This is a genomic window from Streptococcus sp. HMSC064H09 (genome assembly GCF_001812625.1).
In the GTDB taxonomy this organism is placed as follows: Bacteria; Bacillota; Bacilli; order Lactobacillales; family Streptococcaceae; genus Streptococcus.
In genome coordinates, this window is the sequence record NZ_KV809627.1 from 8,629 (window position 1) to 30,818 (window position 22,190).

The 22,190-nt window shown below is 42.3% G+C and carries 21 protein-coding genes; all 21 read left to right on the plus strand.

Translation table 11 applies throughout. The features are described 5' to 3' along the window. Positions 1-344: DNA cytosine methyltransferase (locus HMPREF2867_RS09910; RefSeq protein WP_176744114.1), on the plus strand; the 344-nt coding region annotated here is incomplete at its 5' end. After that, positions 341-625, plus strand: a complete 285-nt coding sequence (locus HMPREF2867_RS09915) for a DUF1372 family protein (RefSeq protein WP_070577281.1) — start codon at positions 341-343, stop codon at positions 623-625. The genes HMPREF2867_RS09910 and HMPREF2867_RS09915, both read left to right, overlap by 4 nt. Positions 626-630: 5 nt before the next feature. Then, positions 631-1,065, plus strand: coding sequence for a DUF7448 domain-containing protein (locus HMPREF2867_RS09920; RefSeq protein WP_070577282.1), 435 nt, complete (start codon positions 631-633; stop codon positions 1,063-1,065). A gap of 13 nt (positions 1,066-1,078) precedes the next feature. Next, entirely contained in the window at positions 1,079-1,789 is a 711-nt protein-coding gene (locus HMPREF2867_RS09925; RefSeq protein WP_070577283.1) for a DUF1340 domain-containing protein, read from the plus strand. A 676-nt stretch (positions 1,790-2,465) separates the two neighbouring features. Then, positions 2,466-2,864 (plus strand): DUF1492 domain-containing protein, encoded by a 399-nt coding sequence (locus tag HMPREF2867_RS09930; RefSeq protein ID WP_070577284.1) that lies wholly within the window; start codon positions 2,466-2,468, stop codon positions 2,862-2,864. 204 nt (positions 2,865-3,068) lie between these two features. Continuing rightward, on the plus strand, positions 3,069-3,503 hold the full coding sequence (locus HMPREF2867_RS09935; protein ID WP_256263097.1) for an HNH endonuclease: 435 nt from the start codon (positions 3,069-3,071) through the stop codon (positions 3,501-3,503). Between the two features lie 175 nt (positions 3,504-3,678). Then, positions 3,679-4,155: a phage terminase small subunit P27 family gene (locus HMPREF2867_RS09940; protein WP_070577286.1), complete on the plus strand. Its 477-nt coding sequence runs from the start codon at positions 3,679-3,681 to the stop codon at positions 4,153-4,155. Between the two features lie 12 nt (positions 4,156-4,167). Then, positions 4,168-6,045, plus strand: a complete 1,878-nt coding sequence (locus HMPREF2867_RS09945; protein ID WP_070577287.1) for a terminase large subunit — start codon at positions 4,168-4,170, stop codon at positions 6,043-6,045. 3 nt (positions 6,046-6,048) lie between these two features. Then, the gene (locus tag HMPREF2867_RS09950; RefSeq protein WP_070577288.1) at positions 6,049-6,228 is read left to right on the plus strand and encodes a DUF1056 family protein; all 180 of its coding nucleotides are present in this window, start codon (positions 6,049-6,051) and stop codon (positions 6,226-6,228) included. A gap of 17 nt (positions 6,229-6,245) precedes the next feature. After that, positions 6,246-7,397, plus strand: coding sequence for a phage portal protein (locus HMPREF2867_RS09955; protein ID WP_070577289.1), 1,152 nt, complete (start codon positions 6,246-6,248; stop codon positions 7,395-7,397). Next, positions 7,384-8,052 (plus strand): head maturation protease, ClpP-related, encoded by a 669-nt coding sequence (locus tag HMPREF2867_RS09960; protein ID WP_070577290.1) that lies wholly within the window; start codon positions 7,384-7,386, stop codon positions 8,050-8,052. The genes HMPREF2867_RS09955 and HMPREF2867_RS09960 overlap by 14 nt, the downstream gene beginning before the upstream one ends. Before the next feature lie 14 nt (positions 8,053-8,066). Then, positions 8,067-9,257 carry a phage major capsid protein gene (locus HMPREF2867_RS09965; RefSeq protein WP_070577291.1) on the plus strand — a complete coding sequence of 397 codons (1,191 nt, stop codon included), beginning with the start codon at positions 8,067-8,069 and terminating at the stop codon, positions 9,255-9,257. A 14-nt stretch (positions 9,258-9,271) separates the two neighbouring features. After that, positions 9,272-9,586, plus strand: a complete 315-nt coding sequence (locus HMPREF2867_RS09970; protein ID WP_070577292.1) for a head-tail connector protein — start codon at positions 9,272-9,274, stop codon at positions 9,584-9,586. Continuing rightward, on the plus strand, positions 9,586-9,936 hold the full coding sequence (locus tag HMPREF2867_RS09975; RefSeq protein ID WP_070577293.1) for a phage head closure protein: 351 nt from the start codon (positions 9,586-9,588) through the stop codon (positions 9,934-9,936). Before HMPREF2867_RS09970 ends, HMPREF2867_RS09975 begins: the two co-directional genes overlap by 1 nt. 6 nt (positions 9,937-9,942) lie before the next feature. Beyond that, positions 9,943-10,365, plus strand: a complete 423-nt coding sequence (locus HMPREF2867_RS09980; RefSeq protein ID WP_070577294.1) for an HK97 gp10 family phage protein — start codon at positions 9,943-9,945, stop codon at positions 10,363-10,365. 4 nt (positions 10,366-10,369) lie between these two features. Further along, positions 10,370-10,741: a DUF806 family protein gene (locus HMPREF2867_RS09985; RefSeq protein WP_070577295.1), complete on the plus strand. Its 372-nt coding sequence runs from the start codon at positions 10,370-10,372 to the stop codon at positions 10,739-10,741. Positions 10,742-10,759: 18 nt separating this feature from the next. Beyond that, on the plus strand, positions 10,760-11,377 hold the full coding sequence (locus tag HMPREF2867_RS09990) for a phage tail protein (protein ID WP_070577296.1): 618 nt from the start codon (positions 10,760-10,762) through the stop codon (positions 11,375-11,377). A 67-nt stretch (positions 11,378-11,444) separates the two neighbouring features. Further along, complete coding sequence (locus HMPREF2867_RS09995) at positions 11,445-11,798, plus strand: phage tail tube assembly chaperone (RefSeq protein WP_070577297.1); 354 nt, start codon at positions 11,445-11,447, stop codon at positions 11,796-11,798. A 220-nt stretch (positions 11,799-12,018) separates the two neighbouring features. Next, positions 12,019-16,983, plus strand: a complete 4,965-nt coding sequence (locus HMPREF2867_RS10000) for a tape measure protein (protein WP_070577298.1) — start codon at positions 12,019-12,021, stop codon at positions 16,981-16,983. 5 nt (positions 16,984-16,988) lie between these two features. Then, positions 16,989-18,545 carry a distal tail protein Dit gene (locus tag HMPREF2867_RS10005; RefSeq protein ID WP_083306770.1) on the plus strand — a complete coding sequence of 519 codons (1,557 nt, stop codon included), beginning with the start codon at positions 16,989-16,991 and terminating at the stop codon, positions 18,543-18,545. Beyond that, positions 18,545-22,190: phage tail protein (locus HMPREF2867_RS11470; RefSeq protein WP_218108586.1), on the plus strand; the 3,646-nt coding region annotated here is incomplete at its 3' end. The genes HMPREF2867_RS10005 and HMPREF2867_RS11470, both read left to right, overlap by 1 nt.

The following is a 22,190-nucleotide window of genomic DNA, read 5'->3' on the forward strand; positions in this document are numbered from 1 at the left end:
GCGGATTAGAACCCAAAATCCGTGTCCGTGAAGCAACTAAACAAGGATATGCTGAAGCAACCGTGGGCGATAGCGTCAACCTAGCACATCCAAACTCCAAAACACGTAGAGGGCGAGTTGGTGAGGACATCGCTAACACATTAGTTACTGGTGATAGTCAAGGTGTGGTAACTCCTGACTTTCGCATTCGCAAGCTAACACCTCGTGAGTGCTGGAGGTTACAAGGTTTCCCAGATTGGGCGTTTGACAAAGCTCAAGAGGTGAATAGTAACAGCCAGCTATACAAGCAAGCTGGGAATAGCGTAACTGTGAATGTCATCAAAGAAATAGCGAGGTATTTATGAAACATAAAGATCTAACGATAGCGACGATTCTGCTACTAGTCTCACTAGCCATTAACGTGACTACTGTTCTGCGAGTGGTTAATAGACCTATCGAGACAGTAGTTATCCATAAAGCTGATAATGCCGTGGAATTACATGGCAAGGTTACTGGAAAATCTATGGTTGGGAAACTCTACACGCTTGATTGTGGGGCGTATGGAAAGTTTTTGGTAAGTAAGGGGCAGTACGACAGCGTGCAGGTTGGGGATGATATCCCCAACTATTTGAAAGGGAGAGGGTAATTAAGATGACAGAAACTATCAAACTATTAAACGGCTACAAGCCCGATTGGGAGAATGTAAGATATGGCTCATTGGAAGAACTTAAAGAGTTGTTACTCTACAAGCGTATCGTGAAATGGGATAAAAACTTTCTGTTACTTGAAGATGGCACAAGGGTCACTATTGAAATGTCAGAAAGCGATTGTTGTGCCTATGCGGGCGGAGAGTTCAAAGATGTCAAGCTAGACGCTATTATCACCGATATTAAAATTGGTGAACAAGTAACAACAGAGGAAATCGATTCGGGAGAATCAGAAAGTAAGAACACAGTCACTATTTATCATAATCAAAATCCTATAGCATTGGCAGAGTGTGAGGCAAATGATGGTAATGGTGGATATTACTATAGTGTAGGCTCGTTAGTAGTTGGAAGAATTCATTTCCCAGTCGTCGAGGCTTAGGATAGGTAAGCTCATGAGTGTGAGATACAAATATTCCGGACTGACACCTGAGTTATATCAACGGTTGGTCGATGAACATGCAGCGCTAAGAAAAACACACAAAAAAGGCACCTATAAGCAGTTTTTCCAAGAGGTCAAGCAGTGCAGTGAAGTACAAGCTCGCATCATATATCAAGCGTTTAACAGTGCAGTCGTGGAACGTCAGAGAATCTCACCTCGAACAGTTGATAGGCTAGAAGGCATCATTTCAGACGAGCTTTTCAACGACCTTAAAAGTTATCTGTCAAAACACTATAAGAGGGGTAAAGCCACGCGCCAATTCTTGGATAAAACCAATGCAGGACTGCCAGAACACCTTTTCAAGCGGTTCCGAGAAGAAGTGGAAGAACTACGCAAGGAACACCCTAACAACCTAAATAACTATATTAGAGAGGTTAAAGGGTGCGACCAGAAAAATGCTAACAGAACCCAAAACGCCCTTAATGTGTGCTATGCGGAAAAAGCAGCCCTAACCCCTTTGAAAGCAATCCAAATGGAAGGGCTACTTTCGAAAGAGTTATTCAGCGAGATTATTGATTATGTCTTCAATAACTATGAATGGAGCGAGAGATTGGACAATGAGGTTGATCGCATTATTCTTAAATATCGCACTAAAGGCAAGGTAGGACGCAATAAAGCAACGGTCAGAAAAGCTCTTTATACAGCCTACGCCTTAGGCGTGTAGCTAGAACGGTTTACGAGGGTTCGACTCCCTTGCTAGCTATTACCAGTTAATCTAAATATAGAATCGAGGAATCCTTTATTTTTTTCATTCAAATCAAGCAGAAACGTGACTGGTCGTGGATGCTACCAAAATCCAGTAAATCTAAAACATAGAAAGTAGGTATTCCTTTATTTATTATTCACAAAATCTAAAACGCATTACTGGTGGCGTGATTCTTCAAGGCTTATGCCTGCAATGCGGAAACTGGATAAAATTTCCATAATTCTACTACTTTATTCTTGAAAAGGAGAAATATCTCCGATAACGATTTTATCTATCGCAGGCTGTCAAGGGTTCGACTCCTTTGCCAGTCATTGTCTGTCAAAAATACACTAACTTTAGTGGCTTGAACACTTTTTCAACACTGGACAAGCTGACAGACCTTGTCCAAACAAACCCAGCAAATTTAAGAAAAAAGGATGTGAAAACCCTCTTTCTTATTGATATCATTGCATTACTAAAAAGCCAAAGACCTTGCTGGTGTCGATGGCTAGAAAGGAGGTGACAACAAGGCTCACAAACTCAATCTTTTCATATCTCTTAATACTGAGCCGAAGAAAATAAAAAAAGACCCAGACTAATGCCTAGGACCATTCAAACGCTAATAATAATATTATACCATAAAGGAATGTAATTTATGAGAACAGTGGAACGGCTGCAACAAATCAAGGCGCTTGATAGATACATTGACAGTCAGATAGAACAGATCAAACGACTGGAATCGCAAGCACTAAAAGTAACGGCTGGTGCAATGCAAACAGACATGGTCCAAGGGGGCAAACGTAAGGGCAAGGATGATATCTATGTGGAGCTTATGACAGCCCGTGAAGAAGTAGAACGCTTTACTGCTGAGGCTATCAAACAGAAACTAGAGTTTCGCCGGCAGATAGCGAACGTGGGGGATATAGACGCTAGGTCCCTGCTACAAATGGTTTATATAGACCAGCTGGATATCTGGCAGATATGTGACCGCATGGGCTTTAGTAAAGCTACATACTACGTTAAGTTAAGACAAGCTGAGAAGTATTTGGATTAATCTACATTGGTATATACCAATTCATACGGCATCATACTACCAACGTGGTAATATAGTATTATCGAATCAGAAGGACACAGTAGTGTTCTTCTTTTACTTTATCTGGAAGGAGGTATGCCAATGCCAATGGTCAGACGATGTAAGGCAGAGGGGTGCCGTGCCTTAACAGAGAGACCAGCACACTACTGTCCTGCACACAAGGACATGGAAGCAGCATACACGCAAGAAAGGCAGAGATACTCACGTACTAGATACAACACACGAGTAAGGAACCGAGACGATGGGAGCAAGGAGCGGTATGCGTTCTATCGGTCAAAGATTTGGTCTTCTATTCGTAAGATAGCTTTAGAACGTGACAACTATCTGTGTCAGTACTGTCTAGCGTTGGGTGTGACCACACCAGACGCACGTATAGGCGACCACGTAACACCCGTTGAAATTGCGCCAGAACTTAGGACTGAAATTTCAAACGTGGTAGCTACATGCAGAAGCTGCGATAACACCAAGAGGACTTTAGAACAAGAAATCTATGGTACTGGTCAAAATAGAACAAAACAGAACACCGAGCTACGACTTTCCGTGGCAACGTGGGCAGATTTAATAGCCCGCAAAAAAGAGGACGTCGTTAAACCCCTCTAATAAGCCCATAGCACGATTTTAGAATAAGGGTGGTATAATAACCCTCGAGACGATTTAAAATTGCCCCCCGCCCCTTTCTCGTGCCAAGGAGAGCCGCCACAAGGTGTTTTCTTACACCGCACGCCAATTTTGAGGGTTTTAACAAGGGTCTATTTTTAATTTAGGAGGTGAGAGCGTGGCAAATAAGTCACCGGCAAGGCGTGAGCCGTTTTACAAACAAAATGACCGTTTTCTACCGCTTGACCCACCGAACTACTTAGGAACAGTAGCGAGGACGGTTTGGACTAAAATCATTCCATTTTTAAAAGCAACAGAAAAGGTCGAACGCATTGACACCTTTCTGGTAGAAACCTACTGCACGACATACGAGATTTACAAGAAAGCCTACGAGGACGTGAAAGAAAACGGTATCCAAACCGAGATTATTAAATATATCCAGTCTCCCGGAAGTGGTGAAATTTTAGGTGAACAATCAATGGGATTCAAAAAGAACCCAGCCGTTGCTACGATGAAAGACGCTGCCGAAACCCTTAATAAAATAGGCATTCAGCTAGGCTTGACCCCTAAAGGACGGGCAGAATTGGCTGAAATAGCCGGAAGCCAAGCGGATAATACATCTATGAAAGATAAAATGGCAGCATTCTTCAAATAAAGGAGGTGAAACATGCAAGAGATTGATTTAACTAAAACGAAAGATGTAATCGGTGCTTATAATAGCATCGATTTTTCTTACGAGCAAAAAACATATACCGACTATGGCACGCAATACTGTTTTAACGTGCTAGATGGCAAGATTGTCGCTGGTTACAATATCCAATTAGCATGTTTCCGACACCTCCGAGACTTGCAACGACAAGGAGATAGCGATTTTCCTTATGTCTACTCGATTGAAGCATTTAACCGTTTCTTGAAATTCCTATCATTAGTGCCAAACGTTGATGATCTTAGCCAAAAGCTAGAGCCTATGGATTGGCAATATTTCATATTTGCCCAACTATTCGCATGGTTCGATTTAGACGATGTACCAAGGTTTTCGAATATCATTATCTCGATTGCCCGTTCGCAAGGGAAAACGATGATAGCTGGGATTTGCCTTAATTTCTCTTATCTGATTGAAATTATCGGGCAAAGCAACCAAGACTTCCTTGTTAGCTCGCTAAACTTCGACCAAACAATGAAGCTGTTCACTTATGTTAAATCTATGATGGCGAGAATCATTGAAAACGAGCCGTTTAAGTCGCTAGCAGACGAAACGCAACTTCAATTGTATTCACGAGAAATTAAGTCGCTCGTAGACGCTAATACTATCCATACTATTTCTTTTGAATCCGGTAAGTTTGATGGTAAGCACTTTAAGTTAGCCGTAGCCGATGAGGTTGGTGAGCTTAGAACGGATGAAGGTATCTCTAAAATTACATCCGGACAAGTTAATACCGAGGGTTCACGTTTTATTGAGATTTCGACCTCTTACCAAACACCCGATGTTCCATTCCATCAAGAGCAGAAAAAACTGATTGAGATTATGGAACGTGATTTTGACCGTTCTGGTGATGATCAGTTATGTCTAATCTGGTCTCAAGATAACTTGGAAGAAGTTTTTAAACCGGAAACATGGTCAAAAAGTAACCCACTACTTAACCACCCTAAACTAAAGGATGGACTGATGAAAGGGCTACTTTCTGAACGTGATAAGAAGCTACTCATGGGAAAACTAGCTGATTTCCAAGTCAAAAACATGAATTGTTGGTTACTTGCTGATAGCAATAGCTTTCTTGATCTAACAGATATTGAAAATGCAGTCGTTGATGAATTTGATATCAAGGGTAAGCGTGTTTATGTTGGGCTTGACGCTTCAATGTTCAGCGATAACACAGCCATCGGTTTCGTCTATCCCTATGTTACTGAAGAAGGTAGTCAGAAATGGCATGTTGAACAACACAGTTTCATTCCTTGGCAACAAGCGGGCTCGCTAGAAGCTAAGATGGAGCAAGACGGGGTCAACTATCGAGACTTGGAAACCAAGGGTTTTTGCACGATTACAAGTCACCCACAAGGGCTTATCAATCCAGAGGAAGTGTACCGTTGGTTTTGTGAGTATGTAGAGGATAATCAGCTTGATGTGGTCTTTTTTGGCTATGACGCCATGATGGTTTCTAAAATTATCAAAGCCTTGGAATCTAACACTAGCTTTCCACTCATGCCAATTAGGCAGCGTACAAGTGAACTAAAAGATCCAACAAAATTCCTTCAAACGCTATTTATTGAAGGTAATATCACTCGCCTTGATGATGAGATTATGCGTAAGGCCTTGATAAATGCGGTAATAAAAGAGGATAACATCGGTATTCAAGTCGATAAAATGAAATCCACCTATAAAATCGACGTTGTGGATGCTCTTATCGATGCGTTTTATGATGGCATGTATGCGTTTGAAGATTACGCTATTACCAACAATCCAACGTGGAAGGTCGAACACATGAGTCAAGAAGCCGTTTTAAATTGGCTAAAAAACCCAGATAGTGGGCTATTGGAGGAGTATTAATACATGATTTTGAAGTTTTTTAAGGCGATTTGGGCTATTTTTGACATTTTGATGTTCATTTTAGCTGCAATTTCGCTTAATTTAACGACTTATAACCTCGGTTACGTGTGGTTTGGTATTAGCATGACCATTACATTCGTACTAGCAGGTTTAATTAGTGAGCTAGCTAGCAAGAAAGGCTAGAAAGGAGGTGATAATAATTGCCGATATTTAATTTATCAACCGGAAGCCCACCGAGCAATCAAGGGGGCTTTTTTGATATCACTGATCCAGAGTTTTTAGCTACTTTGAATGGTAGCGAGTGGGTATCAGCCGAGACCGCTCTAAAAAACTCGGACCTATTCTCTATTATCAGTCAGCTATCTAACGACCTTGCGACTGCTAAACTAACGACTAGCCGAAAACAAATGCAAGGCATTGTGGATAATCCGTCAAACAGTGCTAACCGCTTTAACTTCTACCAGTCTATTTTTGCTCAAATGCTATTGGGCGGTGAAGCCTTTGCATATCGATGGCGTAATGACAACGGGCGTGATATGAAGTGGGAGTATTTGAGACCATCTCAAGTCACTTTCAACCGATTGGACAACCAGAATGGTCTTTATTACAACATCACATTTGATGATCCACGCATCCCACCAAAACAACACGTTCCACAAAGCGACATCTTACACTTCAGATTGCTTTCTGTAGACGGTGGTTTGACAAGCGTTAGTCCGTTGATGGCTCTAGGTAGAGAACTAGACATTCAAAAAGCTAGTGATAAGCTAACGCTTAATTCACTTAAAAATGCCCTCAATGCCAATGGTATTTTGAAGATTAAGGGCGGTGGTTTGCTCGATTTCAAAACCAAGGTCTCACGTTCACGACAAGCAATGAAGCAAATGCAAGGCGGTCCGTTGGTACTGGACGATTTAGAGGACTTCACACCTCTTGAAATTAAATCCAACGTGGCCCAACTACTTAAGCAAGCGGACTGGACGACCGGACAATTTGCAAAGGTCTACGGTATCCCAGAAAACGTTGTCGGTGGACAAGGCGACCAACAGTCTTCACTAGAAATGAGTTCGAACGTGTATTCTAAAGCAGTCGCACGCTATTTAAGACCATTTCTTAGTGAACTGTCTCAAAAACTTTCGTGTGATGTTGATGCGGATATTTTCCCAGCGGTTGACCCGACTGGTGCTAACTATATCAGCCGTATCAATAGCATGGTTAAAAGTGGCACACTCGCACAAAATCAAGGCTTGTATATTTTGCAACAGGCTGAAATTCTACCTAAAGAGTTGCCGAAGGGTGAGAACCCTAACCGAACCATATTGAAAGGAGGTGAGACAAATGGGCAAAATTGACATTAAAGGCGATATTGTAAGTGATGATGCTGGTGCTTTCTACGAATACTTTGGTATGTCTAGTACCTATCCAAAACTGGTACAAGATGCCATTGCAAACGATGAAGACGAAGAAATCACGCTTAACATAGCGTCTAATGGTGGTGATGTGTTCGCAGCAAGCGAAATCTATACAATGCTAAAGGCAAGCGGCAAGCGTATTGTGGTTAACGTGCAAGGGCTTGCGGCTAGTGCTGCGAGTGTCATTTCTATGGCAGGCGATACCGTGCGTATCAGCCCAACAGCACACATCATGATTCACAAGGCATCCACTGGCATCGTCGGTAATAGCGATGACCTAGAGCATCAATCAGCGGTGCTTAATAGTATTGATGAATCTATTGCTTTGGCTTATGAAATGAAGACAGGTCTTAAACAACCAGAATTACTAGATCTCATGGCTAAAGAGACATGGCTTAATGCGAAAACTGCCGTTGATAAAGGTTTTGCGGATGAAATCATGTTTTTCAATGAAGATGAAGAAAAAGTCATGGTTACTAACGCCGTACATCAACTACCAAGCAAATCAGCGATCACTAAATTTAAGAATATGATTGCGACACCTAAGACCAATACTTTGCGTGAGCAGAAATTGGCTATTTTACTTGAAAAATGAAAGGAAGATGATTGATGAAAACATCAAACGAATTGCATGACCTTTGGGTTGCACAAGGCGACAAGGTCGAAAACTTGAATGAAAAACTTAACGTAGCTATGCTTGATGATTCAGTTACCGCTGAAGAATTGCAAGCTATCAAAAACGAACGTGACACTGCGAAAATGAAACGTGACATGTTCAAAGAACAATATACTGAAGCTCGTGCTAGCGAAGTAGCTAACATGACTGAAGAAGACAAGAAACCATTGACTGAAAACGAAGAAGAAGTTAAAGCTAATTTTGTTAAAGACTTCAAAAACCTCGTTCGTGGTCGTTACCAAAATTTGCTTGATTCTAAAACAGACGGAACTGGTGCCGATGCTGGATTGACTATTCCACAAGATATTCGCACAGCTATCAACACATTGGTTCGTCAATACGATTCATTGCAAGAGTATGTAAACGTTGAAAACGTAACTACTCTTACTGGTTCTCGTGTCTACGAAAAATGGGCTGAAATTACTGGCCTTTCTAAACTTGATGATGAAGCTGGTCAAATCGGTGCTAATGACGATCCTAAACTTTCTCTTATCCGCTACGCTATCAAACGCTATGCTGGTATCTCAACAGTAACTAACAGCTTGCTTGCTGATTCTGCCGAAAACATCCTTGCTTGGTTGTCTGGTTGGATTGCTAAGAAAGTAGTTGTTACTCGCAACAAGGCTATCTTGGATGTTATTGCAACACTCCCAACTAAACCAACATTGGCTAAATGGGATGACATCATCGACCTTGAAGCTAAAGTTGACCCAGCGATCAAACAAACTTCATTCTTCTTGACTAACACTTCAGGCTTCACTGCTCTTAAGAAAGTTAAGAACGCAATGGGTGATTACTTGATGGAACGTGACGTTAAATCACCTACTGGCTACTCAATCGATGGTTTCGCAGTTAAAGAAGTTTCTGACCGCTGGCTTGCTAACGGTACTGGTGGAGCTATGCCACTTTACTTTGGTGACTTGAAACAAGCAGTAACATTGTTTGACCGTCAACGCTTGTCATTGCTCTCTACTAATATCGGTGGCGGTGCTTTTGAAACTGACACTACTAAAGTACGTGTTATTGACCGCTTCGATGTTGTTAAAACGGATGAAGAAGCGTTTGTGCCAGCGTCATTTAAAGCGATTGCTGACCAAAAAGCTAATCTTACTGCTGGAGCTTAATTAGGAGGTAAGTAATGAGTGTATCTAAGGAAACTATCATGCAGACCCTCAATCTGGATGAGACAGACGATACTGCACTCATTCCAGCTTACATTGAATCAGCTCAACAGTACATTATCAATGCAGTCGGTAATGACCCAAAATTCTACGACCTTGACAGTGTAGAATCTCTATTTGACACGGCTGTAATAGCCCTCACAAGCTCTTATTTCACTTATAGAGTAGCTTTGACTGACACGGTGACTTATCCGATTAACCTAACTTTAAATAGCATTATCGGGCAATTAAGGGGCTTATACGCAACGTATAGTGAAGAAAGAGGTGACTAATGCCTAAAGTTAGATATTTACCCTCAGACTTTCGTTTCAAGGCTGATTTTGGTACATACCAAAGCACACCTAATAAATTTACGGGTGTGAGTGTGCCAAAATTCGTGAAACAGTTTACGCTGCACTATAAACCCCACACTCGCACGCTCAATCAAGAGTATTTGGCCCAACAGAATGGCGAAAGTGATACAAGAGTTATCGTTATTCGCCACAATGCCAAAGTGGTAGAAGGTCAAGTCGCTGTTTTAAATGGCACTCAATATGATATTGTGCGTGTCAGTCCGAATGAAAACTTTGGGCTTAATCGCTACGACTTTCTGACCTTGAGAAAGCATAAGAAAGTTGGGTGATAGCTTATGGTAGGGCTTGACAAAGCACTAGAGGGCTGGCTTGAAACAGTGGCTAGCATTGGTGATTTAACACCAGCGGAACAAGCTAAAATTACTACCGCTGGCGCAAAGGTGTTTCAAAAGGAACTGGAAGAGGTTACTAAGGAGAAACACTACTCAAATAAAAAACATTTGAAGTATGGGCACATGGCTGACGGTTTATCTGTCCAATCCACGAATGCGGATGGCAGAAAAAACGGTGTGGCAACCGTAGGCTGGAAAAACAATTACCACGCTCAAAATGCCAGACGATTAAATGACGGCACCAAGAAATATCGTGCTGATCATTTCGTTACCAATGTCCAAAACGATAGTGCCGTTCAAAGAAAGGTGCTATTAGCAGAAAAAGAGGAATATGAAAAACTCATTCGAAGAAAAGGAGGAAAGTGATTAAGTGTTAGCAACCGTAAAACTAAAAGAGCTAATTGACGGCAAAGAATTTGGTGAAATAAGCGAAGTATACGCAAACAACTTGCCTAAAGAGCTCGAAGAGAACACCGATAAGACAATCGTTTTGCTCACTGAAAGCAATCCATCCCTTGATTTAAGTGGGAATAATACCTTTTTCGGAAAAACAGATAGAGTAGAAGTACAGATTTTTTACAAGGCTGATATTGATTTTGATATCGAAGTCTTTGAAATGGAATTGCTGAAATTCCTAAAATCTGAACACTACTCAATTACAGACATGAGAGAACATAGCATAGACCCCGATACGGTACAGATTACGGCGGTCTTTTTTGTTGCTCTCGATAAATTAATTTAACAAAGGAGAAATAACTATATGGCAATTGTAGGTTTGAAAATGGTTCGCATCGCTTTGGTTGACCCTAAAACCCAAAAACTACTTAAAGGCGCTGATGGCCTATCAACAGACGGTGTAATTGAAGTTGATTCTAAGATGCTCGGTACTCGTACCGCTAACATTTCCAACTTGGAAGGTCAAGCGACTAAAGTACCAGGGAACAACTCAGTGCAAGACGTAATGATTGCGCCTGGATCACCAACAGTAGCGTTCGACTTCAATAACCTTGACTTTGAAATCAAACAAAAAATGCTTGGTTTCAAACCAGACGGCAAGGGTGGTTACGTTATGGACGGTGAAAAACCACACACAGCGGTATTAATTGAATCTGAAACACTTGACCGCAAACACTCAGTGTTCTTCGGTTTTGCTAATGGGATCATGCAAGAATCAACTCAAAACGTTGCTACAGATACTGATACTGCTCAAACTCGTCAAGATGACAACATGACATTTAACGCCTTGTCAGCGGATGCGTTCGGTGGTGAGCCTTACAAGAAATACTATACTGGTGCATCTAACTACGATAAAGCTAACATGTTCAAAGAAGTATTCGGTGGATATGTTCTCGCTGGTACACCAGGAATCGGTGGATAATCTAAATAATTCGCAAGAGGTCGGGCTCATGGCCTGACCTCTATTTTTGTTAAAGGAGTAAAGATAAATGGAAATCAGAACTATTCAAATCCCGGAAATCAGTAAGAAAGCCTTCAAGGTGGCTACAAGCAACCGCAATGTCTTGCGTATGCACGAATATCAACTTGCCGTGCTTAAAATCAGCGACACCGTTGAAGAAGGCGACACGCAAGAGCAAGCACAAGCGAGCTTCACAATCCTTAAAGAAATGCTTGGTTTTATCCGTGCTGTCCTCAATTTGGATGATGAAGCCTACGACAAATTGCTTGATTTGGATAATGTCCGCACACAAGAGATTGCCGAAAAAATGGTGGGCTACATGTACGGATTGACAGACGAACAACTTGAAAACGCCACTGGTGAAACCGACCCAAAAGAGTAAAATCTAAAGGCGAACAGATTTTTGATTTAGAAAATCGCATTGAAGATTTAAAAATCATTGCTAAAAAATCAATCCAAGGTTTTGGGTGGACGCTAGATCAGTATTACGACACTGACTATTACGAGCTAATGAAAATCTTAAATGCCAAAGAGGAAGAAGATAGAATGGTTGACCCAACATCTTTACTCTAAATATTTAAGGAAAGGAGGAAAATACATACATGGCAAAAGTACAAGCTACAATGTCCACGGAAATCGCCTTAGACACACTACAAGCTGCCAATTCTATTAAGCGATTAACTCAGTTGGTCAATAGCTCTACTAATGCTTGGAAGGCACAAGAAAGCCAAATGCGTAGTGCTGGTGACTATTTAGGGGCAGCACAAGCTAAATATGATGGTTTGGGTAATGCTATTCAAAACCAACAACATAAGATTGAGAAACTGAAACAAGAACAGTCTCAACTTAAAGGAAGCACCGCTGAAACCGCTGAACAGTACCTTAAGTACCAACAACAGATTGACCAAGCTACTACACGCTTGGCATCGTTGGAGAATCAACAACGGCAAGCTAAAAATAGCCTAGATTATCAAAAATCTGGTTTAGCAGAGCTTCAAAAGGAATACAAAGCACAAAATGAAGCGTCTGAAACTTATGTCAAGCGTTTAAAAGCTGAAGGTAAAGAGGACGAAGCAAGACAAGAGCAGCTTAAGCAATACAAGGGTTCTATTACTAACTTAAACAAGCAGTACGAGACCCAAAAAGAAATGCTTGAGCGTGTCGCTAAACAGTCCGGAAGAACAAGCGATGAATACCGTAAGCAAAAGCAACGTTTGGACGAAACGGCTACTAGCCTAGCACACACTAGAAACGCTGCTGATAAGTTGAATGATGAAATCGAACAAAGTCAACGCTCTAGTACGTTCATTGGACGCTTAAAGGATAGTTTTAAACGTTTAGGAAGTGAAGTCAGTGAGACTGAAACGAAAACCTCACGCTTGAAAGGTATCTTCGGGGCTACGTTTGCCGCTAATTTGATTAGTAACGGTTTCCAAAACGCATTGGGAGCTATCAAGGGTAAGTTTGACGAAATCGCCCAATCAAGCGCTGAATACGTTAAATATCAACAAACCATGAACGCCACTTGGTTAACACTTACCGGTAACGCTGAAGAAGGTAAGAAAATGGTCGATATGACCAACCAAATGGCACAAGCAGCGGCTAACTCAACCGAAATGGTTGACGGCATGAACCAAAAATTCTATGCCGTTACCCACAATACAGAGTTGACCAAGCAACAAACGCAAGCTATCTTGACATTGCAAGATGCGTTTGGTCAGACCGATGCAGCCGTTGAGAATTTCGCTACCCAGTGGGCTCAAATGATTGCCAATGGTAAGGTCCAAGGACAAGACATGATGTCAATCATCAATGTTTTTCCGGAAATGAAAAACCAACTTAAAGAAGTAGCTGCGCAAGAATTGGGCATTACAGACATGACCCAAGAGAAATATGCCGAATTGCAGAAAGATGGCAAAATCACTGCTGAAATGGCGCAGAAAGCCTTGTTTGAGTTGCAAGACAAATACAAGGATGCGACAGCTAACTTCTCGACTACTATCGGTGGTCTTGAAAGGACTATCCAGTCTCGTATGCCAGCGGTGGTCGCTGCCTTTCGTGACCCAATCGATAAAATGAAAAACCCATTCTTGCAACAGATTGGGAATTGGGTTGCTGATCCTAACACTGAAACGAAATTCAAGGACTTAGGGGAGCATGTTTCCAAAGGTCTAGGCACTATCATGGACGCATTCTCTAAGGTGTTCAATCTCGGAGATGGTACAGATAAACTTAATGGCTTAATGGACGGTCTCAATAAGTTTGTCGATAACCTTAGCAAGAGTATTGCTAACAACGCCCCTAAAATTGTAGCTTTCTTCAAAGAAACCAAAGACAGTTTAGGTGCAGTTTTCAGCATTGGTAAAGACTTTGCTAGCGGTGTTTGGGAAACTGCCGTTGACATGATTAAAGGTGTCGCTGGTGCTTTCAATCTCATGACTGGGAATGGTAAAAAAGCCAAAGGTCCGGTAACATCGCTATCCAAAGCATTGGGTGGCATTGCAAAACATAAGACGGCTATTAAAACAGTCGGTTCTCTGTTCGCTGCTTATTTTGTAGGTTCTAAGGTCGCTCTTGGAATAACGGCAGTCGTTAAAGGCATTCACGCATGGCGAACAGCTACAGTCGGAATGACTGCGGCACAAAAGGCAATGAACTTAGCTATGGCTTCCAACCCTATCGGTTTGATTGTGGTTGCAGTAACCACGGCTATCACTGCCTTGGTATTGCTTTACAAACACAACAAAAAATTCAAAGCCTTTGTTGATGGCATGTTCAGTGCTGCTAAAAAAGCCTTTGATAAAATCTTCAAAGTTACCAAAGAAATCTTTGGTAAGATCATTGATTTCTTTAAAAAGGACTGGAAACAGGTCCTTTTATTTATCGCTAATCCAATTGCTGGGGCTTTCGCTTTAATCTACAAGCACAATAAGAAATTCAAGAAATTCGTTGATGGTATCGTTAAGAACATCAAGGATGGTTTTTCTAATGCTGGTAAGTGGCTCGGTAAGACATGGGATGGCATGAAGAAGACCTGGACGGGTGCGATGGACTCAATGACCAAGAGCACCAAGAAAGGTTTTGAAAAGACTAAAACATACTTCACTGGTGGGGAAAAAGGTATCAAAGCCTTTACTAACACCGCTAAGAAGTTGCTTGTAATCTCTAATCCGGTAGTTGCTGGGTTTGAGTTGATGTACAAGCATAACAAGCCATTTAAGAAGTTCGTCGATAGCACCGTGGACCACGTTAAGGACATGGCTAAAGGCGTTGCAAAACACATGAGTAACCTTAAGAAAGATTGGGGCGAAAAGTGGGACAACGTTAAGAAATTCGCATCGAAAACGTGGGAAGGCATCAAGGGTAATGCTACGGAAGCCATGACTGCCCTTGGTAAAGATATCGACAAACACCACAAAGGCATCAATAAGAATTGGTTTGACGGCTGGGAGAACTCTAAAAAATTCCTGTCTAAAAAATGGGATGAAATCGGAGCGTTAACGCAAGAAAAATTCGGTGTTAACATTACCAAGCTAATCACCGACGCATTGACCAATATCGCTAAGTTCTTCAAAGATACGTGGGATAACGTTAAAAAAGGCTTTGGCGAGATGTGGGATGGCATGAAGAAACTTGCTGGTGATGGTATCAACGCTGTCATTGCCTTGCCAAACGCTGGTATTGACGGTATTAACAAACTGATTTCTGATTTCGGTGGTAGTAAAGAAGCTATCTCTAAAATTCCGAAAGTTAAGTTTGCCGGCGGTACCGGTATGTTTAGCTCATACCGAAACCCAATCACCAAACCTACACTAGCTACCCTCAATGACGGCTACGATAGCCCAGAAACGAACAACCAAGAAATGGTAATCTTGCCTAATGGTAAGTCATTCTTGCCACAAGGGCGAAACGTTGAATACCTCTTGCCAGCCGGTTCGGAAGTCATCAATGCTAGTGAATTGGCTATGCTCATGGGTGTTGAACGTGGAGCCTTTGCAAAGGGGACTGGTTTCTGGTCTAAAATCTGGGATACGGCTACCAACGTTGCGGGCTCAGTTTGGGACACTATGAAGAACGGTGTTGACAAATTTATGAAAATGATTGAATTTGTCGGCGATGTGGTTAAAGACCCAGTGGGATCATTGGCTAAGAAATTCAGCCCTAACGCTGATAAATTGGCTGGTATGTTTAACCCACTTGGTAATGCATTGTATAAGAAACCGGTGGAAGAAGCTAAGAACTGGTGGAAAGAACTTTGGTCTATGGCTAACGCTTCAATGGATGAAGGCACGGTGGCAATGGGGGCTAAAGGTGATGACTACCGTTTCAAAGACAAGGCAAAAGACGCTGGTGCTGACCCTTGGGGCTATTTCTATCGCGAGTGTGTATCATTCGTTGCCAGTCGTTTGGCAAATCTTGGTGTTAAACCTAGTCTATTTAGTCACCTCGGTAATGGTAACCAGTGGATATCTGCCAGCGTGCCACACTTAAGTAGACCTAAACCGGGTACGGTAGCCGTCTACACTGGTGGTCCAGTATCAAGTAACCACGTTGACTTTGTAACGGCAGTGCATGGCGACACTTACGATGGTGAAGAATACAACTACGGTGGGAACGGTCAGTATCACCAATACGCTGGCCGTCACATCTCTAACGCTGCTACCTTCCTTGATTTCGGGGTGCGTGATAGCGGTGGTGGTGGTGAAGACAATAGTAAACCACTTAAAGACCGAAACAACCCACTTCAAACGTTGATTAAACGTCAGGTTGGTGGCATGTTTGACTGGATTAAGAAAACCCTCGGTCCGTTGTTAAGTCCTGCTGGGGGCGGTGAAGATGGCCCTCAAGGTACAGGCGTTTCACGTTGGCGTGATTCGGTTGTTCGAGCGTTGAAAGCAAACGACATCGAACCGACTGATTTCCGTGTATCTAAGATTTTGGCAACCATCCAGCGTGAGTCTGGTGGTGATCCTAACGTCCAAAACAATTGGGATAGTAATGCTAGAGCTGGTACACCATCTATTGGTTTGATGCAGACCATTGGCCCAACATTTAACGCATACAAACACCCAGGACACAACAACATCCGTAATGGTTATGATAACTTGCTTGCTGCGATCAACTACATCAAGCATCGTTATGGTACATCGGATGCAGCCTTTAACCGTGTCGCAGCCTATGGCTACGCTAACGGTGGTCTAGTCCACAAAAACGGTGTTTATGAATTAGCTGAAGGCGATATGCCAGAATATGTTATTCCAACGGATATCGCTAAACGAGGTAGAGCGTGGCAGTTACTTACTGAAGCAGTGGCACGTTTTGCCGGTGATGCCCCACAAGGCAATCACGATAACACTTCAGACCGTGAGCGTGTTTCTGCCCTTGAAGATAAATTAGATGTCATGATTGGATTGCTAAGTCAGTTAGTAACCAATGGCTCTAACCCAATCGAAATCAGAAATGTTATCGATGGTAGAAGTGTGTCAAACGGGTTAGCACCCTTTATGACAAAAGCAACAAACGATTATGAACGCAGACAAGCGTTGCTAGGAGGTAGCATTATTTGATAGGAATGTCAGTAACTTATGACGGTAAGAACTTAACCGAATTATTCAATGAGGGACAAGGACGTACCGTTCCAGTGGATGTCACTAAGAACGTGGCATCTAACTTCAACAACAACTATCAAGACCAAGGGCGTAGGCGTTATGGTCAGCAATTCCTATACAGCACCTTGTCAGTCAAACAGATTCAAGTATCGTTTACCCTAGTCGGTAACTACGACTATTTTAATAGTGTAGCTGAAACGCTGGGTGGTTATCTCAACGTAGATAAGCCCAAACCTTTGATTTTTGGCGATGAGCCTAACAAGGTTTGGGAAGCTATCCCGTCTGGTCAAGCGTCGCTTACCGTGGATAAGAACACCGCACCGATTACCGCAACGGTAACGGTTACGTTCGATGTTCCGAAAAGCTACGGCGAGAATAAGGCACAAGCCTTGGTAAGTAGCGATGGTGAAACCAAGTACGGCAGTATTAAAAAGGTTTCGACTGGCCACTACAAGGCTACGTTGAAAAACTTTGGTACGGCTGAAACTTACCCAGACATTAAGCTGAAATTCAACTCAGATAATGGCTGGGTTGGGATTGTGAAATCTTCTAGCGAAAGCTACGAGATTGGTAATCCTAATGAAGCTGATACACAAAACGTTAAGCGGTCGGAAATATTGCTAGATTATCGAGATGAAAACGGCATTCGAAAAGGCTTTTCAACCGGTTCAAAAAACAACGGTATTTTCAATGACGATAGTGCTGATTTAAACGGAACGCTTGGGATTGTTGATGTGTTTAACCGCCCAAATATCGCATTGACTTCAAGAGGAAATGGAAGTAAGTTTCTTCAAGGTGGCTCGATTTCTTGGGATATTCCAGCGGATTCAAACGGTGAAAGAGGTTCACTAAATGACTATATTTGGTGGAGACAAGTTTTTTGGTTAGGTTTGCCTAGCCAATATGGGTATCTTAAAATTTGTGTTTCCGATGATCAAGGTCATTTTCTTTACGGTGTAGAGTCCAAGAAAAAAGAAAATGGTCTAGGTTGTGATTACAACATCATGACTACCGATGGCAAAGGCAGTTACCAAATCATCGACAGTAGGCATTTTTTGGGGACGCATTTAGATGAACACAACCCGTTCAACGCTCAACGTGGGTGGTCTGATATGGCACGTAGGGATGACGAATTAATTTTCTACTGGTGGGGTTCTTATTTAAAATATAAAGTACCTATTTTAAAAGGACGTAAGTCTGCCAAAGTTAGTATTTTGTTATCTGGTGTAGGTCAAAGCCCACTTGTAACTCACATGTATGTCGATAAATTTTGTTACCGCAAAGATTTTGTCAGTGCTACCGAGGATATCCCTAACCGTTTTGGAAAAGGTTCTGTTCTCGAAATCGACATGGCAAAAGGTAAAACCTTTGTTGACAACTTGCCAGCATCTAATGAATTAACTTATCTGTCAGAGCCTTTCGGTATCGGCACTGGTGAAACTGAAATCGATATCTACACGTCTAGTTGGACAAGGACTGACCCAACAATTGAAATCACTTGGAAGGAGCGTTTTGTTTAATGCAAATTTGGATTCATGACAAAAACATGCGTAAGGTTTGTGCCCTAAACAATAACGTTCCGGGCATGTTGCCCTACTCTAACAGTCAATGGCACACTTATCTTGAGTATTCAACCAGTACATTCGATTTCACAATCCCTAAAATTGTGAATGGTAAAATGCATGAGGATGTAGCTTACATCAATGATCAAATGTATGTGTCATTTTTCTACGATAATACCTATCACGTTTTTTATGTGTCACAGCTTGTTGAAAACGATGATAGTTTCCAAGTTACTTGTAACAATACCAATCTTGAGTTAGCTATGGAATCCGCACAGTCTCGTAAGGCAGATAAGCCACAGAATATCGCTTGGTATTTAAAAGAACTAGACTTATTAGGAAACGCTGGCCTTGAAATTGGCTTGAATGAAATTGCTGATAAAACAAGAACTATCACGTTCGATTCCCAAAGTGGTACTAAGTTAGAACAACTTCATAGCTTGATGAATCAATTTGATGCGGAGTTTATTTTCCGTACCGAATTAAACCGAGATGGCACTTTGAAGAAGTTTGTCGTTGACATCTACCAGCAACCAGACGATAATCACCACGGTATCGGCAAGGTTCGAGGGGATGTTGTTCTCTACTACCAAAACGGGCTAAAAGGTGTTCAAGTCGCTAGCGACAAGACCCAACTATTTAACGCTGGGTATTTCGTTGGACAAGAGGGAACTAATCTTGAGAGCGTTGAGTTTGAAGAAAAAAACGAGCGTGGGCAAGTAGAGTTTTACTCTAGAAAAGGTAGTCCGATGGTCTATGCACCGCTGTCTATGGAGAAATACCCGTCTACACTGAAAGATAGTGATACGGATAGATGGACACGTAAGGACTTTGAAACCGAATACAAGGATGTCAATGCTTTAAAAGGTTACGCCTTGCGTACCATCAAGCAGTACGCTTACCCGCTATTGACCTACACCGTTGATATTCAATCTAGCTTTATTGAAAACTACAAGGATATTAATTTAGGCGACACTGTTAAGATTATTAATAATAATTTCAGAGGTGGGTTAGCCCTTGAGGCTCGTGTGTCTGAAATGGTAATCAGTTTTGATATGCCACTTAATAACTCAGTGGTGTTTACCAACTTCAGAAAGCTGGACAATAAACCGTCTGGTAGTTTACAACAACGCATTGATGAGATTGTTTCTAAATCTCTACCGTATCGTGTCGAGATCACGACCACAAACGGAACGGCGTTTAAAAACGGCGTTGGTCGCTCGACTGTTCGACCAGCTTTGAGACAAGGCGATAAGACTGTTAACGCAACGTGGCGTTTCGTAATTGACGGTGTCATAAAATATGTGGGGATGACCTACGACATGGTGGCATCACAGATTACCCAACCAACCGCCTTAACTGTTTCGGCGTGGGTAGATAATAAAGAAGTAGCTTCAGAAGAAGTTACTTTTTTAAATGTCTCGGACGGTAGGAATGGTACTCCCGGACCAAAAGGAGACAAAGGCGACCAAGGCCCTAAAGGCGATAGAGGTAACGATGGTATTCCCGGAAAAAACGGTGTTGGCTTAAAAACTACCACTATCACTTACGGCATGAGTGACAGTGACACTGTAATGCCTACAAGCTGGACTTCAAACCCACCTATTTTGGTCAAAGGTAAATACTTATGGACTAAGACACAGTGGATGTATACGGATTTATCTAGTGAGACTGGATATCAAAAAACATACATACCACAGAACGGCTCTAAAGGTGACGATGGTCTTCCCGGAAAAGATGGCGTGGGGTTAGTAAACACTACGCTACGTTATGCGAAATCAACGGACGGTGTCAATAAACCGTCCGGTAGCGTAATCGCAGCAATTAGTGATAAATACCAACCATCTAATTCATCGACTGACAACCTCATCATGACCGGCCAACGTGTCCGATTAGAACAAGGTAAGACTTATATCTTATCCGCTGAAACTAATGGAGCGTTTACCAATCAGCACGATGTGAGTGCAAGCAATAACAACGCTACAATCTGGATTATCAATCCAAGTTTTAGTACATGGGCAATTATTTCGGACGATAACACGGCTAACGGTACGAGATACACGCACAACCGCCCAACCGGTGATTATGAAATTCGTGTCAATACCTATACGACAGACAATTCAATTTGGATTAAAAACATCGTATTTGAAGACGGTACATGGTCTCCAGACATCCCAACAGTTAACCCCGGCGAATACCTATGGACTAGAACGACATGGTTCTATTCAGACGGTACGAGCGAGCAAGGTTTTTCAGTCGCTAAGATGGGCGAACAAGGACCAAAGGGCGACCGTGGTAACGATGGTTTACCCGGTAAAAATGGTATCGGTATTAGAAATACCAGTGTTCTCTATGGTCTATCTGCAGCCGAAACCGTGCCACCTACGGCATGGTATCAAAACCCACCGGCATTAGTTAAGGGGCAATGGTTTTGGACTAAGACAGTCTGGACTTACACGGATAACACTACTGAAACGGGATACCAAAAAACCTACGTTGCTAGAGATGGTAACGATGGGAATAATGGTATCGCTGGTAAAGATGGTGTCGGTATTCGTAGCACCACAATCACCTACGCACAAGGAACATCAGGCACAGTAGCACCAACGACTGGTTGGACTAGTCAAGTGCCTAACGTACCGGCTGGGCAGTACCTCTGGACGAAAACCGTTTGGAGTTATACCGATAACACGAACGAAACGGGCTACTCGGTTTCTAAAATCGGTGAGCAAGGCCCGAAGGGTGATACTGGTGCTAAAGGTGATAGAGGAGAAAAAGGCGATAGAGGTTTGCCAGGGCCACAAGGTTTAACCGGTCCACAAGGTTTGCAAGGTCCAAAGGGCGACCAAGGTATACCCGGTGTCAAAGGTGTTGATGGTAAAACACAGTACACCCACATTGCCTACGCCGATACCGTGTCTGGTAGTGGTTTCAGCCAAACCGACACCAACAAGGCATTTATTGGTATGTACCAAGATTTCAACGCTACAGATAGCCGAAACCCGCAAGACTACCGCTGGAGCAAATGGAAGGGTAGCGATGGACGGGATGGTATTCCGGGGAAAGCTGGAGCAGACGGAAGAACGCCTTACGTTCATTTTGCTTATGCGGATAGCGCTGATGGTCGAAACGGTTTCAGTTTGACACAAGACGGGAACAAGCGTTATTTGGGTGTATGTACTAACTTTGACAAAACAGACAGCACCAACCCAGCCGATTACTCATGGAACGATATGACCGGCAGTGTTTCGGTTGGTGGCGAAAACCTAATAACTAACTCAGCCTTTCCGGATAATTTGGATGGTTGGGGCTATTGGGAAGCATCACAACCTAACTCAAATTTATCTGTTTCAAGTCATTCACTCTATTACAATGGCTCGAAACCAATGTTTTTGTTAGCAACAACAACAACAACAACGCCAAGCGCTACGCTGAGATTCCCAGTGAAACGAAACACTAACTATTCTCTTAATGTTTCGATTTTGGCAGGCGGTAACCTAAAGGGAATGGATATCTATTTTCTTGGTCGCCAATCAAACGAAACTAAAGTGTTTAGCAAAGTAGTCAATATCAAGCATTTCGATGGTTCGCCATCCACAAGCG

Coding starts and splice junctions, on each gene's coding strand:
- HMPREF2867_RS09975 (WP_070577293.1), top strand. CDS start 9,586: ATGCCTAAAGTTAGATATTTACCCTCAGACTTTCGTTTCAAGGCTGAT.
- HMPREF2867_RS09920 (WP_070577282.1), top strand. CDS start 631: ATGACAGAAACTATCAAACTATTAAACGGCTACAAGCCCGATTGGGAG.
- HMPREF2867_RS09915 (WP_070577281.1), top strand. CDS start 341: ATGAAACATAAAGATCTAACGATAGCGACGATTCTGCTACTAGTCTCA.
- HMPREF2867_RS09930 (WP_070577284.1), top strand. CDS start 2,466: ATGAGAACAGTGGAACGGCTGCAACAAATCAAGGCGCTTGATAGATAC.
- HMPREF2867_RS09990 (WP_070577296.1), top strand. CDS start 10,760: ATGGCAATTGTAGGTTTGAAAATGGTTCGCATCGCTTTGGTTGACCCT.
- HMPREF2867_RS09965 (WP_070577291.1), top strand. CDS start 8,067: ATGAAAACATCAAACGAATTGCATGACCTTTGGGTTGCACAAGGCGAC.
- HMPREF2867_RS10005 (WP_083306770.1), top strand. CDS start 16,989: ATGTCAGTAACTTATGACGGTAAGAACTTAACCGAATTATTCAATGAG.
- HMPREF2867_RS09950 (WP_070577288.1), top strand. CDS start 6,049: ATGATTTTGAAGTTTTTTAAGGCGATTTGGGCTATTTTTGACATTTTG.
- HMPREF2867_RS09960 (WP_070577290.1), top strand. CDS start 7,384: ATGGGCAAAATTGACATTAAAGGCGATATTGTAAGTGATGATGCTGGT.
- HMPREF2867_RS09935 (WP_256263097.1), top strand. CDS start 3,069: ATGGAAGCAGCATACACGCAAGAAAGGCAGAGATACTCACGTACTAGA.
- HMPREF2867_RS09970 (WP_070577292.1), top strand. CDS start 9,272: ATGAGTGTATCTAAGGAAACTATCATGCAGACCCTCAATCTGGATGAG.
- HMPREF2867_RS09980 (WP_070577294.1), top strand. CDS start 9,943: ATGGTAGGGCTTGACAAAGCACTAGAGGGCTGGCTTGAAACAGTGGCT.
- HMPREF2867_RS09925 (WP_070577283.1), top strand. CDS start 1,079: ATGAGTGTGAGATACAAATATTCCGGACTGACACCTGAGTTATATCAA.
- HMPREF2867_RS09995 (WP_070577297.1), top strand. CDS start 11,445: ATGGAAATCAGAACTATTCAAATCCCGGAAATCAGTAAGAAAGCCTTC.
- HMPREF2867_RS10000 (WP_070577298.1), top strand. CDS start 12,019: ATGGCAAAAGTACAAGCTACAATGTCCACGGAAATCGCCTTAGACACA.
- HMPREF2867_RS09945 (WP_070577287.1), top strand. CDS start 4,168: ATGCAAGAGATTGATTTAACTAAAACGAAAGATGTAATCGGTGCTTAT.